This is a genomic window from Sinomicrobium halophytocola, from assembly GCF_052983395.1.
Genome location: NZ_JBRKIT010000011.1, coordinates 566,689 through 581,357, shown reverse-complemented (window position 1 = coordinate 581,357; position 14,669 = coordinate 566,689). Strand labels below are relative to the sequence as shown.

The 14,669-nt window shown below is 43.3% G+C and carries 13 protein-coding genes; 8 read left to right on the top strand and 5 right to left on the bottom strand.

Features of this window, described 5'->3' with window-relative positions; genetic code table 11:
* The first annotated feature begins 73 nt into the window (after positions 1-73).
* From ACVBDY_RS04410 to ACVBDY_RS04390, 5 genes are all read left to right on the top strand, one after another.
* Positions 74-2,425: a TonB-dependent receptor domain-containing protein gene (locus tag ACVBDY_RS04410; RefSeq protein WP_447174255.1), complete on the top strand. Its 2,352-nt coding sequence runs from the start codon at positions 74-76 to the stop codon at positions 2,423-2,425.
* Between the two features lie 4 nt (positions 2,426-2,429).
* Positions 2,430-3,689 (top strand): PepSY-associated TM helix domain-containing protein, encoded by a 1,260-nt coding sequence (locus ACVBDY_RS04405; protein ID WP_447174254.1) that lies wholly within the window; start codon positions 2,430-2,432, stop codon positions 3,687-3,689.
* Positions 3,690-4,018: 329 nt separating this feature from the next.
* Positions 4,019-4,360 (top strand): YciI family protein, encoded by a 342-nt coding sequence (locus tag ACVBDY_RS04400; RefSeq protein ID WP_447174253.1) that lies wholly within the window; start codon positions 4,019-4,021, stop codon positions 4,358-4,360.
* Between the two features lie 2 nt (positions 4,361-4,362).
* Positions 4,363-5,607, top strand: a complete 1,245-nt coding sequence (locus ACVBDY_RS04395) for an RNA polymerase sigma factor (protein ID WP_447174252.1) — start codon at positions 4,363-4,365, stop codon at positions 5,605-5,607.
* Positions 5,544-5,765, top strand: a complete 222-nt coding sequence (locus ACVBDY_RS04390) for an SRPBCC domain-containing protein (protein ID WP_447174378.1) — start codon at positions 5,544-5,546, stop codon at positions 5,763-5,765. Before ACVBDY_RS04395 ends, ACVBDY_RS04390 begins: the two co-directional genes overlap by 64 nt.
* A gap of 491 nt (positions 5,766-6,256) precedes the next feature.
* On the opposite strand, the gene scpA is transcribed toward ACVBDY_RS04390, so the two are convergent.
* From scpA to ACVBDY_RS04365, 5 genes are all read right to left on the bottom strand, one after another.
* On the bottom strand, positions 6,257-8,428 hold the full coding sequence (gene scpA, locus ACVBDY_RS04385) for a methylmalonyl-CoA mutase (protein WP_447174251.1): 2,172 nt from the start codon (positions 8,426-8,428) through the stop codon (positions 6,257-6,259).
* Positions 8,429-8,559: 131 nt separating this feature from the next.
* The gene (locus ACVBDY_RS04380) at positions 8,560-9,945 is read right to left on the bottom strand and encodes a methylmalonyl-CoA mutase subunit beta (protein WP_447174250.1); all 1,386 of its coding nucleotides are present in this window, start codon (positions 9,943-9,945) and stop codon (positions 8,560-8,562) included.
* Between the two features lie 342 nt (positions 9,946-10,287).
* Positions 10,288-10,635: an FtsB family cell division protein gene (locus tag ACVBDY_RS04375; RefSeq protein WP_447174249.1), complete on the bottom strand. Its 348-nt coding sequence runs from the start codon at positions 10,633-10,635 to the stop codon at positions 10,288-10,290.
* Positions 10,636-10,765: 130 nt separating this feature from the next.
* Positions 10,766-11,374, bottom strand: coding sequence for a uridine kinase (gene udk / locus ACVBDY_RS04370; protein ID WP_447174248.1), 609 nt, complete (start codon positions 11,372-11,374; stop codon positions 10,766-10,768).
* A gap of 138 nt (positions 11,375-11,512) precedes the next feature.
* Positions 11,513-11,914 carry a c-type cytochrome gene (locus tag ACVBDY_RS04365; protein WP_447174247.1) on the bottom strand — a complete coding sequence of 134 codons (402 nt, stop codon included), beginning with the start codon at positions 11,912-11,914 and terminating at the stop codon, positions 11,513-11,515.
* A 175-nt stretch (positions 11,915-12,089) separates the two neighbouring features.
* Here ACVBDY_RS04365 and ACVBDY_RS04360 point away from each other — a divergent pair, with 175 nt between their 5' ends.
* From ACVBDY_RS04360 to ACVBDY_RS04350, 3 genes are all read left to right on the top strand, one after another.
* Entirely contained in the window at positions 12,090-12,812 is a 723-nt protein-coding gene (locus ACVBDY_RS04360) for a M15 family metallopeptidase (RefSeq protein ID WP_447174246.1), read from the top strand.
* A gap of 254 nt (positions 12,813-13,066) precedes the next feature.
* Complete coding sequence (locus tag ACVBDY_RS04355) at positions 13,067-13,357, top strand: helix-turn-helix domain-containing protein (protein ID WP_447174245.1); 291 nt, start codon at positions 13,067-13,069, stop codon at positions 13,355-13,357.
* A gap of 4 nt (positions 13,358-13,361) precedes the next feature.
* Positions 13,362-14,612: a type II toxin-antitoxin system HipA family toxin gene (locus tag ACVBDY_RS04350; RefSeq protein WP_447174244.1), complete on the top strand. Its 1,251-nt coding sequence runs from the start codon at positions 13,362-13,364 to the stop codon at positions 14,610-14,612.
* Positions 14,613-14,669: the final 57 nt, after the last annotated feature.

The following is a 14,669-nucleotide window of genomic DNA, read 5'->3' as shown; positions in this document are numbered from 1 at the left end:
TAATTTTTTATGTAGGCCTGATATACTGTATATCCAGGCCTGTACTACTGTGTATTAATCTAAAAAATCCTAAATGAAAAAATCATTCGTGGCATTGCTGTGTGTAATGGCCACAGTAACCGTTTTTGCCCAGGCCAACTACAACGGGCAAATACTTGACGAGAACGATAACCCATTGGCGGGGGCCAATGTTATTGAGACCGGATATCGTACTAACGGTGTTGTCAGTGACCTTTCGGGAACTTTTGAAATAGCACTTAAAAATCCGAGGGTACAAGTAAGCTACATGGGGTATATTTCCAGGACCGTAACACTTACTACAGATCAAAGAAATATCATCCGCTTACAGCGCGATAGCTTTTCTCTTCAGGCGATCGTAGTTTCCGGCAACAGGGAAGTACAGGAGCGGAAGGAGGTACCCGCGGCGATTTCAACCTTAAACGCCAAAGAGATCGATCGTCTCAAGGCTTTCGGCTTGGAGCAGGTGCTCAATACGGTCCCGGGTGTTTTTATGCAGTCTTCCATGGTTAGCAGTAACGAGCAGCACCAAATGTCACTGCGTTCACCCAATACCACCAAGGGATTGTTCCTGTACCTGGAAGATGGCATCCCGATTCGTCCGACAGCGGTATTTAATCACAACGCCCTGCTGGAAATGAATACGACGGCCCTGGAGCGCATTGAAGTGTTAAAAGGCCCGGCATCCAGCATTTACGGAAGTGAGGCCATTGGCGGCAGTTTTAACTTTCTCACCAAAGATCCGACCCGGGATTTTTCGGGAAGCGCGGCCTTTCAGATCAATGACCTTGGCTTTAGAAGGTATGAACTGGAAGCCTCGGACTATCTCACGGACAAATTCGGGGTATACGCAGGCGGACAGTATGCCGAAAGAAATAACGGGCCGGTAGAACACAGCGATTATCATAAACTCGGCCTGACCTTAAAAACGGTGTACCATATTGACAACACTACCCGGTGGACCAATGTTTTTGATTATACCGATTACGATTCGGATATGACAGGGGCTGTAAGTGAAAAAAACTTCTACGGAGGAGCATATCACAGCAATGAGACCTTTACCAACCGGACGGCCCGGGCATACCGGCTGAGAAGTACGCTGGATAAGGTTTGGAATACCAATCACAAAACCTCGTTCAACCTTATTTTCAGGGACAACACCATGGGGCAGATCCCGTCTTACCGGACCAATGAAATAAGGGAAAACGGGGAACTTACAGGTAAAGGAAGAGGTGAAATAAATTCCAATGCCTTTAAAAGTTATGCCGCCCTATTGCAACACAAGATGGATTTTTCCTTTGGGAATTCCACCCTGATCACGGGATTGCATTTCGATTATTCTCCCCAGAAATACGTAGCCAATACGATCGACTTTGAGGTGGACCTCGAAACTGAAAAGAATAAAAACTATACGGTAAACAAAGAGGATTATATTCTTGATTACAAGGCTGATATCTTTAACTATGCCGGGTATTTTCAATATGAGATCACACCGTTGTCCAAAGTAAAGCTAACGGCGGCTTTGCGCCTGGACCGGTTTGTCTATGATTATCACAATCGCATACCGGGCATTGCCGGGATAGCTGATAACAGAACAGATTATACCAGTGTGTCCCCCAAGATAGGGTTCAACTATAATATATCCGGTCAGGCCGGGTTATACGGAAATGTATCCAAAGGATTTGCGCCGCCTCCGACATCGACGTTATATCGAAGCGGAGAGGGAACGGATGGAGAAGTTTTAAATTTAGAACCGAGTTCGTACTACAATTATGAAATAGGCGGGTATTTCTCTTTTGATGAGCGGTTAAAGCTGGACCTTTCATTGTACGACCTGGAAGGGAGGGATGTACTTGTTTCCTATCAGACCCCGGAGCAGACTACGGACTACAGAAATGCCGGGAAGACCAGGTCATACGGGGTAGAATACGGGATCCGTTACACACCCTGGGGAAATGATATGGTCGTGATTTCACATAACGGTACCTACGCCAGGCACCGCTATTTGGAATATACGGAGGGCAGTGAAGATTATTCCGACACCGATATGGAACATGCTCCAAAGTATCAGGGATATACCGCCATAAGCTATAGTCCGGATTTTATCCGGGGATTAAATATTCTGTTGCAGCATGAGTTTATGGGAAAATACAATAGCTCTTATGAAAATTCCGCATCCGAAACCCGTGATGACGGGATAACCTCTGCATATACCCCGGCCTATAAGGGCTTTAGCATTTTTAACCTGAAGACGGCATACAGGTTCCGTTCCGTGGAACTATGGGCGCAGGTGCTCAATATTTTTGACAGCCTGTATGCCGTAAAGGCCTCTTATGGTTACGGGAATACGACCTATATGTTGGGAAATCCAAGGGCGTTTCATTTCGGGGTTAAATATCATTTTTAATGTGATGGGAAAGAACACAAAACTCAATATGTGGCTGTGGAAATGGCATTTTATCGCCGGGGTGATCTCCTTGCCATTTATACTGGTGCTTGCCGTTTCCGGGGGATGGTATTTGTTTAAGGATATCATTGAACAACCTGAAACAGACCGGGCTAAGGTCGTTGATATAAAAGGAATTCCCATAAGTTTTCAGGAACAATGGGAAATTGCACAAAGATCCGCGACAAAGCACATTAATACGGTGGTACTCCCGGAAACAAGGAACGAAGCGACGGAATTTGTTTCCGGACGTTTTTCCAATACATTGGAAAGTATTTATATCGATCCCTTTACGGGTGATATTACAAACCATAGGGTAGTGCGAAACACCTTCATGTATAAGGTCAGGAAATTTCACGGTGAATTACTGATGGGAAGTTTCGGCACAAAAATAGTGGAGCTTGCAGCGTGCTGGATGATCGTATTGATCCTGACCGGGATTTATATATGGTGGCCCAAACAAAAATGGAAGAGCAAGGGCCTGTTTACAGTACGGACACAATATGGAAAACGCATTTTCTACAGGGACCTGCACGCGGTGACTTCTTTCTGGATATCTATCCTGTTATTGATAATTCTCGCCGGAGGATTACCCTGGACCGATGTTTTCGGGCATAATTACAAATGGCTGCAGGAGGTAACCCATACCGGGTATCCGGAAACCTGGGACAATGCACATCACAGATCCGTCAAGCAAGGAGCTCCGGTTCCCCTGGACAGCATCGTACAGCTGACTCATAGATTGCAGCTTCCCGGAGAAACAACCATTACTTTACCGGCAGGTGAGAAGGGGGTATTTACCGTAAAGAACGAAACTTCAATCCTGGAAGATCAACAGGTGTTTCACATAGACCGGTATTCCGGAAAAATCATTGCGAGAGCCCGGTGGGACAGTGTGGGGATTATGATACACAGCCGGATGTGGCTGATGAATTTTCACCAGGGGAAATTTGGTGCCTGGAATTTTATACTGGTATTTTTGGTCGCCGTGTTGCTGGCCCTGGCCAGTATCTCTGCCCTGTGTTCCTATCTTTTACGAAAGAAAAGAGGAACCTGGGGTATTCCGCAGGTACCACCGCAATACAAGGCGGGAAAAGGAATTATTGTCCTTATTATCCTTTTGGGAATATGCCTTCCTTTATTTGGCCTTAGCATTGTGGTTATCTATGGACTTCATCAAATAAGACAAAGATTTCCATGGCCCGGCGGGGTCAGGAAGATCTAAAAACAAAGATTAAAAAGGGTCATCTCAGCATATAAAGATGGCCCTTTTTTGTACGTTTATTCCGTATAGTACGGCCATCGTTGGACACTATCGATATCCTATCATCAAAATAAACAGCCAATACAAAGGTGATTAAGTGTCCCGAATTCTGTTCCGGATGTATCGAAACCATAGGTTTAGGCGGAACAAAGTATTCTAAAAAAGTGTATATTACGGTATGACAGCATTATAAACTGTTTTGAGCATGCACGATCAGAAAAAATAATGAAAACCTGTCCCCGTTTTAAAATGTCAATCGTCATTAGGATGAATTATAAAAAAATCAAACAATGAAAGAATTTGCGTTAATTTTCAGACTGAAAGACATGGCTGACTTCAAGCCTTCGCCCGAACAAATGCAGGAGCGGATGAACTGGTTGGGCAGTATTGCGGCACAAAACAAACTGGCAGACAAAGGAAATACACTGCTGCCCGCTCCGGGAAGTGCAAAAACCGTAAAGCCCGAAAACGTGGTAACTGACGGTCCTTACACCGAAATTAAGGAGTTTATAAGCGGTTATGTTATTGTAAAAGCCGAAAATATTGATGAAGCAGTAGCCATGGCAAAAGAAAACCCGATCTTCAAGATCGGCGGAAACATTGAAGTCCGTGAAGTCTTAAAACGTGATTAGTATTGGAAAATCAGCAATCACATAACGAGCTTTTACCTCATTTGTTCCGACAGGAGTATGCAAAAATGACGGCTGTTTTGTGCCGTCATTTTGGTTTAAAGCACATAGAGATTGCCGAAGATATTGCCAGTGATACCTTTTTAAAAGCCTCCGAATACTGGGCGGTTAACGGAGTGCCTGACAATCCCACGGCCTGGCTTTATACAGCGGCCCGGAACAAGACCAAGGATTATTTCAAACGCATTACCGTTTTAGAAACGCAAATCAAACCAAGCTTAAAACCCAACGAGGCTCAAGAGAAAGGCTTTGAGTTTAACAACCAAAATATTTCAGATAGCCAATTGGCCATGATTTTTGCCGTTTGTAATCCTGTAAATGCCACGGAGAGCCAGATTGCGTTAGCGCTGCAAATTCTTTGTGGATTTAGTGTAGAGGAAATTGCCAACGCCTTTTTGACGAAGACCGAAACCATTAAAAAGCGGTTACACAGGGCAAGAAATAACCTTCGCAATGATAATTTTCAAATTAAGGCATTAACAGAATCCGAGATTCAGTCAAGGTTGAACACCGTTTTAAAAACGTTGTACCTGCTCTTTAACGAAGGTTATTTTTCTAAAACCGATAATCAGCTTATTCGAAAAGAACTTTGCTCAGAAGCGGTAAGGTTAACCCTGGTGCTAACAGAAAATCGGCGGACAAACATACCGCAAACCAATGCATTACTTGCTTTGATGTGTTTTCAGAGTTCGCGATTGGCAGCAAGGACCAATGATAAAGGAGAGGCGATACTTTTTGATAAACAGGACAAAAACCTGTGGAACAAATCACTTATTGAAAAAGGCAATTACTATCTGGTGAATGCTACCGACGGGAATGAAATATCAAAATATCACCTTGAAGCAGGCATTGCATATTGGCATACCGCTTCAACCGACAAAAATAAATGGCAACATATTTTGCAACTGTATAATCAGCTGATCCTTACGGAATATTCACCCGTAACCGCATTGAATCGGGCGTTTGCCTTTTCTAAAGTGTACGGACGTGAAAAAGCCATCTGCGAAACCGAAGAATTAAAGCTGGAGGAGAGCAATTATTACCACGAATTACTGGGGTATTTGTATACAGGGTCGGATACTAACAAAGCTATTGACCATTACAAAAAGGCCATCAAGCTGACAAAATCAAGGACGGAAAAGCAAACCTTAAACAAAGAAATAGAACGGTTAAGAGCGGAAAAACAGTAATAACTGTTGTACCGAAATCCTGGACCAAACCCGAAATTCTCGACAAATGGCGGACTCTCAGACCCTATCATACCGAAACCAAATCTTTGGATTTGAGAGAAGGTGGAATGTGGTTATATGCGATGGTTAGTCCCGAAAATAAAAAACATTGGTGCTGAGCTGATTACAAAGCCATCGAAGTCAGGAGATCTCTTTCGTGGCTGGATGCATTTTGCAACGAAAATGGCAATGAAAATACAGAAAATCAGCGTTCTTTCCGGACAAACATCTTTGCCGAAAATAATGGTATTACAACTGTAAACATCACCTTACGACATGATAGTCTTGAGGGTTTGGAAAAATTGATTGAAATGGGCTTTAAAGAAGGCTTTACAACGGCATTAGGAAACCTGATGAAATAATTTGGAAAAATAAAAATAACAGACTTTAACCTGGTAACTATTTCAGAATAAGGTTTTTTGTTCTTTAATTATTTTATACATGATCATGTATAAAAGGAATTGTGGCAGTGTGTTTTTTAATACCTGATAGTCTATTCTTATTCTATTTTTTCAATCTATTTTACCCGGGCAACTACACGCTACGCTTTGGAATACACTGGTAGTAATTCTTTCGGTATCTTAATTATATAAGTTTCCGTATAGTGGTTTTACTCGTTGATCCCAATCAAGATTTCCAGCATCTGTATGGCAGCATCACTGATTTTGGTTCCCGGCCCAAAAACAGCAACAGCCCCGGCATTAAACAGGAAATCGTAATCCTGGGCAGGGATAACTCCGCCCACAATGACGAGAATATCTTCTCTGCCGTATTTTTTCAGGGCTTCGATAACCTGGGGAACCAGGGTCTTATGGCCGGCGGCAAGCGAAGAAACCCCAAGTATATGCACATCGTTTTCCACGGCTTGTTTTGCTGCCTCGGCAGGTGTCTGGAACAAAGGGCCGATGTCTACATCAAAACCCACGTCTGCATAGCCGGTCGCTACAACTTTAGCACCCCGGTCATGGCCGTCCTGGCCCATTTTGGCGATCATGATCCGTGGCCTCCGGCCTTCGATTGCGGCAAACCTGTCGGCAAGTTGCCTGGCTTTTTCAAAGCTTTCATCGTTTTTTATTTCTTTGGAATACACGCCGGTAAATGATTGGATTTTGGCTTTATGTCTGCCGAACACCGTACCGAGCGCATCACTTATTTCTCCTAATGTAGCCCGGTGCCTTGCGGCTTCGACGGATAAAGCTAATAAATTTCCGTTACCCGTACGGGCACATTCGGTTAGTTTTTGCAGGGCTTCCTGTACTTTTTGGTCGTCCCTGGCCGATTTTATCTGTTCCAGGCGTTGTATTTGCTGTTTTCGAACAGTTTCGTTGTCCACTTCCAGGATATGAAGTGGGTCTTCTTTGTCCAGGCGATATTTGTTAACCCCTACGATTACATCCTGGGAGCTGTCTATCCTGGCCTGTTTCCTGGCGGCGGCCTCTTCGATCCGCATTTTCGGAATGCCCGCTTCTATGGCTTTGGTCATACCGCCCAGTTCTTCTACTTCTTCTATGAGTTCCCATGCTTTGCGGGCAATCTCGTTGGTGAGGTATTCCACATAATAACTGCCGGCCCAGGGATCTGTGGTTTTAGTTATTTTGGTTTCTTCCTGTAGATAAAGCTGTGTGTTCCGCGCTATTCTGGCGGAAAAATCGGTAGGGAGTGCAATGGCTTCATCCAGTGCATTGGTGTGAAGCGATTGTGTACCCCCGAAAGCCGCAGCCGCGGCTTCTATGCAGGTACGAACCACGTTATTAAACGGGTCCTGTTCGGTAAGACTCCAGCCACTGGTCTGGCAATGGGTACGAAGGGAAAGCGATTTTTCATTCTGTGGGCCGAATTGTTTTACCAGTCTGGCCCACAGCATCCGCCCGGCACGCATTTTGGCGATCTCCATAAAATGGTTCATCCCGATTGCCCAGAAAAAGGAGAGACGGGGGGCAAAGGTGTCTATATCCATACCCGCTTTAAGTCCCGTTCGTATGTATTCCAATCCGTCAGCCAGGGTATAAGCCAGTTCAATATCGGCAGTGGCCCCGGCTTCCTGCATATGGTATCCGGAGATACTGATACTGTTAAATTTAGGCATATTCTTGCTGGTGTACTCAAAAATATCCGCAATGATCTTCATGGAAGGTTCGGGCGGATAGATGTAGGTATTCCGTACCATGAATTCCTTCAGAATATCATTCTGAATAGTCCCGGATAGCTGCTTGGGAGAGACCCCTTGTTCTTCTGCAGCTACGATATAAAAAGCCATGATGGGAAGGACGGCCCCGTTCATGGTCATGGATACGGACATCTGGTCCAGGGGAATCCGGTCGAACAGTATTTTCATATCTTCAACGGAATCTATAGCGACTCCGGCCTTTCCCACATCACCCACGACACGCTCATGGTCGCTGTCATATCCGCGATGGGTTGCCAGGTCAAAGGCTACGGAAAGGCCTTTTTGTCCCGCCGCGAGATTACGCCGGTAAAAAGCATTGCTCTCTTCTGCTGTGGAAAATCCGGCATATTGGCGAATCGTCCAGGGGCGGGTGACGTACATGGTACTGTACGGCCCCCTTAGGAAAGGGGGAATGCCAGCGCCAAAATCAAGGTGCTCGGCATTTTCTAAGTCTTTTTCGGAAAAAAAGGATTTTATTTCTATGCCTTCCGCAAAAACGTATTTTTTTTCGGATGGGATTGGTCCATCCTTTGTCGTGCCGGGTTCATCTGTTGCGGTGTACGGCCGTGCGCCTGGGTAGGATATTTTTATATTTTGCAGATTCTTTCTTTTCATACGGATAAATGGTAGTTATCATATAACAGGGCTTCTTCCCGTTCTTTTATCCGGAATGATCCGGTATTGTATTTTCCTTTGTATTTCATTTGGTCGGTTTTATTCCGGTTGAGATACACGATCGTACATCTTTATAGGGCATGATCTTCCTTTTTTAATCGTTCCTGCTCTGTTTTTTCTGATAATCGTCTTTCAACGATAGGTTCGATCAGTGTTTTTCTTGGGTTGGTTTTTACAAAGGGGTATAATTCCAGGGTTTCTTTCATCCTGTCATCCGGGTTGGGATATTTATTGGTGCCGATAAGGATTTCCCGTCCCTCGTCAAACTGCTGTTGTTCTTCCCGGGCGTTTTCCTTTATCTTTCTCTGGATGGTATGCTCTTTCAATTGTTTGAGGAACCCTCCGCCGGCTTCTATCTGTTTAAAAATATCCAGGGCTTTTTCGGCCATCCGGGCGGTGAGGTCTTCTATGTAATATGTTCCGTCTGCCGGGTTATGTACCTTATCAAAATAACTTTCATGTTTCAGGATCAGCAATTGATTACGGGCTATGCGTTCCGCAAATTCGTTGTCTTTATGGTATATGTTATCATAAGGCAGGTTACAAACGGTATCCGCGCTACCGAGAATGGCACTCATGTTCTCCGTTGTGGTACGCAGCATATTCACATTGTAGTCATACAGGGTCTTGTTGCGCCTTGTGGGATAGGCAAGGATATGGCATTCCGGGTTGGCATCGTATTCGGCGGCAAGGGTATACCATAATATACGAAGGGCCCGGAGTTTTGCTATTTCGAAAAAGTAATTGGAGCCGACAGCGGTTTTAAATACTATTTTCTGCTCTTTTAATGCAGGTGTATCGTGCAGAAAATTCAGGTATTCATTGGCATGAGCAATGGCATAGGCAAGTTGCTGTACCATAGTGGCACCTGCATTTTGATAAAGGGAGAGGTTTACGGAAACCGCAGAAGTAAAATCACTACATATGGAAGTAGTTTCCCTGAACAGGGCATGGTCGTTTTCCAGGCTGTTAAACCAGTTGCCGCTTTGGGCCAGGTTTCCGATAATATCGGTATGGATATATATTTCAGCATCGGAGGAAGGAACACATTCCTTTAATTTTTTTGCAAAACCGGGAGATAAAAAAAGCGGGTAAAAATGCAAGGGGGTGGTGGATAGGTCTATGCCGTCCAGCAGTACGGACAAATCAGTTTCTTCGGACGGAATGGTAATCCATATGCTTTCTGCTCCCCGACTCAAGGCGTTTACCGCTTTTTTGGATGCCATTTTTTCATTGCCGGCAAAGACTTTCTGGGTTATTTTCCATTCGGAGGATTTTTTTAATCCGGTATGTGATGTGATGGCATCATCGGTATGATAAAAAGGCTTTACATCAATGCCTTCGGCAGTTTTCCAGACCAGGGAGTTGTAATCTCCGCCTTTGAGGTCGAACTGTATTTTTTGTTTCCACATTTTTGCGGAAATTTCGGAGAATTCGTCAAACAGAAGTTTACTCATGCCTGTGCAGGTTTTGTGGTGTTTTATTGATCTCCGTTCCGGATTTAAACCCTGTCAGCCGGAGGCAGGTCTGCAATTATATCGCAGTTGCTATAGACAGTCTACCGGTTTCCATAAATTTCAGCCACTGATTCACGGATATATTAATAGTTTTTTTAAATTATTCGTGTATCTGTGGCAGAACAGATTTTTAGCCCGTCGGGAAACCAATGGATTTCTAATCCGTCACGGTTGAGTTTGATTGCCGGAGTACTGTTTTCCTGAACTTCAGGGCTCTTATAAGCTCATTGCGGTGCCACCCCGATGGACTTACCCGTTTTTGATACCGTTTTTCTCCGGGCACTATTCTTTTTTCGCTTTTTTCTTATTCCATGTAATGCTGTCCTGTTTTTCTATAATATAAATCTCTTCATCTTCTTTCTTGAAGTAGTATTCTTCCCGGGCAAATTTTTCAATGTTACCGTCGTCTTTTAAGTTACGGATTATTTCTTTGTCCCGCTCGATTTCCTTTTGCAGGTATTCCTTGTTTTTTTGCAGTTTATCGATCTCTTTTTCCAGTTCCATATGGGTGAGCAGGGAATTGGTATCAAAAAAGATCATCCAAATGGCAAATACCGTTATTACAATAACATAGATATTACTAAAGAAGGAAAACCACCTGTTCTGTCTTATTTTTTTTATAAAATCCATGTTGTATGAATATAAATTTTTTTCCTGCTTATAAAATTTTTTGTACCGGAACGGATGCGTGGCCCGCTTGTCCGGCAGCAAATGAGATCGTATACGGGGTAGTTTGTGGTTTTCTGTATTACAAGGCTTTTCAGGCCAGTTTTTCGTTAATAATTGTTCTTACTATACCAACTGCTACGGTATTGTATTTATTGTTCGGAATGATAATATCTGCAAATTCTTTTGTCGGCTCTATAAATTGCAGGTGCATGGGCTTCAGGGTGGTCTGGTAGCGGGCCAGTACTTCATCCAGGTCCCTTCCGCGTTCGTTAATATCTCTTTTTAACCGACGGATCAGGCGTTCGTCGGAATCGGCATGTACGAATATTTTTATATCGAACATATCTCTTATTTCCGGGTGTGTCAGGATCAGAATACCTTCCACGATCATCACCTTCCTGGGATGCGTAAGAATAGTGTCTTTGGTCCGGTTGTGTTTCACGAAAGAATATACCGGCTGATGTATCGGTTTTCCTTCTTTGAGTGTTTTCAGGTGACTTACCAGGAGATCGAAATCGATGGCCCTGGGATGGTCGAAATTTATTTTGGTACGTTCTTCATAAGACAGGTGCGAAGTGTCTTTGTAGTAGGAGTCCTGGGAAATAACACCTACTTCGTTTTCCGGTAATTCGTCAATGATCTGGTTTACAACGGTGGTTTTGCCGCAACCCGTTCCACCGGCGATTCCTATAATTAGCATGAACAGACTGGTTTTTCGGCAAATTTAACGAATGCAAGTCAAAAATGTCAGTGACTTCACAAAAATTAGTGTCCGGGTTTTGGGGTGAGTTAGTCATGGACTATCCTGTATGCGGATCAACCACCCTCAAAATTATTTTTATTTTTCCATCTGTGCTACTTCTTCCGTAGTAACCATCTCTTCGGAAGTATTGCCCCAGGAGTTCAGTATATAGTTCATTACATCCGCTACTTCTTCATCGGTCAATCCCAAAGGCGCCATAGAATTATTATAAGTAATGCCATTTACTGTTATTTCGCCGCTTTGCCCGTATTTTACGGCCCGGATACTGGCTTCGCGATTGTTCAGAAGATAATCGGAGCCTGCAAGGGGAGGAAAGGCTTTTTTCACTCCTTTTCCATTCGGAAGGTGACAGGTGACACAAAAATCGGTATAGATCTCTTTTCCGTTTTTCATGCTTTCTTCCAGTCCTTTTTCCTGTCGTAGCATGAATAATGAGACAACCAGACCTATTCCGTAAATAGTCCAGAGAATTTTCATAGTATATGTTTTTTAAGTTTTAGTTGTGGGATAACCCGGATTCAAGATAGTGAAATTGATGGAAAAACCGGGAAGGGTTTTTGGAATATTTAAATTGTTTCTGATAGCTTGGGCGTATATAGAACTGGTATCCTTATTTAGACTACAATTCAAATTTTCCGTGTAAGTTTGTGATATGAAGAAAATTATTATACCTATACTTTTGTTTCTTTTTGCCGCTTGTAAAGAGAAGCGTGAAAAACAGGAAGTCCCGGCTGAAATAGTAAAAGACAGTGTTGAAATAAAAGATTCCGTAGTGGAAATAGGGCAAGAAGACCCGGAACCGGTCTTGTTGTCTCTGAACGATGTGGCAGATACTGTTTTTGTCCGTTTACGGGATTACAGTAACGATTTTGTTTATGACATGAAATACGCTACGGAAGATAATTTTTTAAAGACCAAAGTATACGACTGTGCGGAATGTTACGTCAGGGCGAAAACGGCCCGGGCGCTTATGGCTGCAAATACGGAATTGATGGGTGAAGGCTACAGGATCAAATTCTTTGACTGTTACCGTCCGCATGACGTACAGAAAAAAATGTGGAAAATAGTTCCCAATCCACAGTATGTTGCCAATCCCGCAAAAGGATCTATTCACAACAAGGGTGGGGCAGTGGATATCACCCTGGTGGATGTGGATGGTAAGGAACTGGATATGGGAACCGGGTTCGATTTCTTCGGGAAGGAAGCGCATCACGATTATATGGAGCATCCAAAGAAAATATTGGAAAACAGGAAATTATTGAAGGAAACAATGGAAAAGCACGGTTTCTGGGGAATACGGACGGAATGGTGGCATTATAACCTGACCAGTGCCTCCAATGGTAAAGTGGCCAACTTCCGGTGGGATTGTGAGTAAGGAGATGTAAGAGTTTAGATGTTAGATAGGAGATGTTGGATTTTGAGTGAACGGATGATGGATAAGTGGAGGTGATAATAGAATAAACTTAAAATGGACAATGGTCTATATAAGGGCATTTCAGAACTTGGTTAATAATTTCGATAGGAACTCCCTGGTTTTTAACAGAAGAAGATCTCTGTGGTTGAGTGTAAATGTTTGTTATTTCGATCAAAATAACTACTTTTGTATGAAATAACGATCATTAAGTAAAGATGAACAAGAAAAAACAAATTGTTTTACCAAAATATAACCGGTTGTTGGAGCAGATGGGGGAGAATATGAAACTGGCACGTAAGCGGCGTAAGCTTACTATGGTCCAGGTATCGGAACGGGCAGGGATAGCCCGTTCTACTCTGTATCTGATAGAAAAAGGAGAGTCAACGGTGGCATTGGGAGCTTATTTCAATGTTCTAAGAGTTTTGGGATTACAGGAAGACATTTTAAAGTTAGGTGCTGATGATGATTTCGGAAGAAAGCTACAGGACCTGGAACTGTTAAAATAAAAAGGTGGCGAAGAATAAGTTTGACATATATGTATATGCCCATTGGAAGGGGATGTCGGAACCCAAAATCATCGGAATACTTTCGGCACATTTTGCCAAAGGAAAAAAGGCTTTCAGTTTCGAATACGACAAAGCATGGATAAAATCGGAAGAGCAGCGTTTATTGGATCCGGACATCCGGTTTTTTACTGGAGCACAATATCCCGATAACAAAGAGAACTTTGGTGTTTTTCTGGACAGCATGCCCGATACATGGGGACGTACCCTTATGAAAAGAAGAGCAGCTCAGGAAGCCGTAGAACGGGGAGAGAAATCATCGGTTTTATACGATATAGATTATTTGCTGGGGGTTTATGACGAAACCCGCATGGGAGCTTTGCGTTTTAAGACAGACCCGAACGGGCCTTTCCTTGATGATAACAGTGATAAGCCAACACCACCCTGGTCTACTGTCCGGGAATTGCAGTATGCAGCGGGAAAAATTGAAAATGAAGAGGACAGTGAAGAAATAAAAAAATGGCTGGCAGTCCTGATGGCCCCTGGTTCTTCTTTGGGAGGAGCAAGGCCAAAAGCTAATATTCTGGATGACAACAGGGAATTATGGATTGCAAAATTTCCTTCAAAAAACGATACGACAGATAAAGGGGCCTGGGAATATCTGGCCTACGAACTGGCCATCAATGCAGGCATAACCATGATGCCTTGCAGCATAGAAAAAATTGGAGGAAAATACCATACGTTTTTCACAAAACGCTTTGACCGAGACAAAAACGAACGCATACATTTCGCTTCGGCCATGACAATGACCGGGAACAATGAAAATACCGTTCGCGATAATCCGGCAAGCTATCTGGACCTGGCAGACTTTATTCAAACTTACGGAGTAAATGTAGAAGAAAACCTCCATCAGTTATGGAGACGTATTGTTTTTAATATAGCCATTTCCAACACCGATGACCACTTACGGAACCACGGATTTATTTTAACAAATGAGGGTTGGATCTTATCGCCGGCTTATGATTTGAATCCTTCCGTTGACAAAAACGGCCTGGCATTAAACATTGATATGGATAACAATGCCCTGGACTTGAAATTGGCCAAAAGTATAGGAGAATATCTCAGGTTAGACAACTCCCGAATGGACAAAATTATCAGTGAGGTTTTAGCCAGCGTAAGCCAATGGAAAACTATAGCATCTAAAATAGGAATTCCAAGAGCCGAACAGGAATTAATGCGTGGAGCTTTCGGATGTTGATGAGAAATTCCGGTGTTTTATGATGTGCATGAGAAAATACGATTTGTCATATATAAA

Excerpts from the sequence above, each read along its gene's own strand:
- scpA (WP_447174251.1), bottom strand. The coding sequence starts at position 8,428 with ATGAAAAGAAAGAATCTGCAAAATATAAAAATATCCTACCCAGGCGCA.
- ACVBDY_RS04400 (WP_447174253.1), top strand. The coding sequence starts at position 4,019 with ATGAAAGAATTTGCGTTAATTTTCAGACTGAAAGACATGGCTGACTTC.
- ACVBDY_RS04355 (WP_447174245.1), top strand. The coding sequence starts at position 13,067 with ATGAACAAGAAAAAACAAATTGTTTTACCAAAATATAACCGGTTGTTG.
- ACVBDY_RS04410 (WP_447174255.1), top strand. The coding sequence starts at position 74 with ATGAAAAAATCATTCGTGGCATTGCTGTGTGTAATGGCCACAGTAACC.
- ACVBDY_RS04405 (WP_447174254.1), top strand. The coding sequence starts at position 2,430 with ATGGGAAAGAACACAAAACTCAATATGTGGCTGTGGAAATGGCATTTT.
- ACVBDY_RS04365 (WP_447174247.1), bottom strand. The coding sequence starts at position 11,914 with ATGAAAATTCTCTGGACTATTTACGGAATAGGTCTGGTTGTCTCATTA.
- ACVBDY_RS04360 (WP_447174246.1), top strand. The coding sequence starts at position 12,090 with ATGAAGAAAATTATTATACCTATACTTTTGTTTCTTTTTGCCGCTTGT.
- udk (WP_447174248.1), bottom strand. The coding sequence starts at position 11,374 with ATGCTAATTATAGGAATCGCCGGTGGAACGGGTTGCGGCAAAACCACC.
- ACVBDY_RS04380 (WP_447174250.1), bottom strand. The coding sequence starts at position 9,945 with ATGAGTAAACTTCTGTTTGACGAATTCTCCGAAATTTCCGCAAAAATG.
- ACVBDY_RS04375 (WP_447174249.1), bottom strand. The coding sequence starts at position 10,635 with ATGGATTTTATAAAAAAAATAAGACAGAACAGGTGGTTTTCCTTCTTT.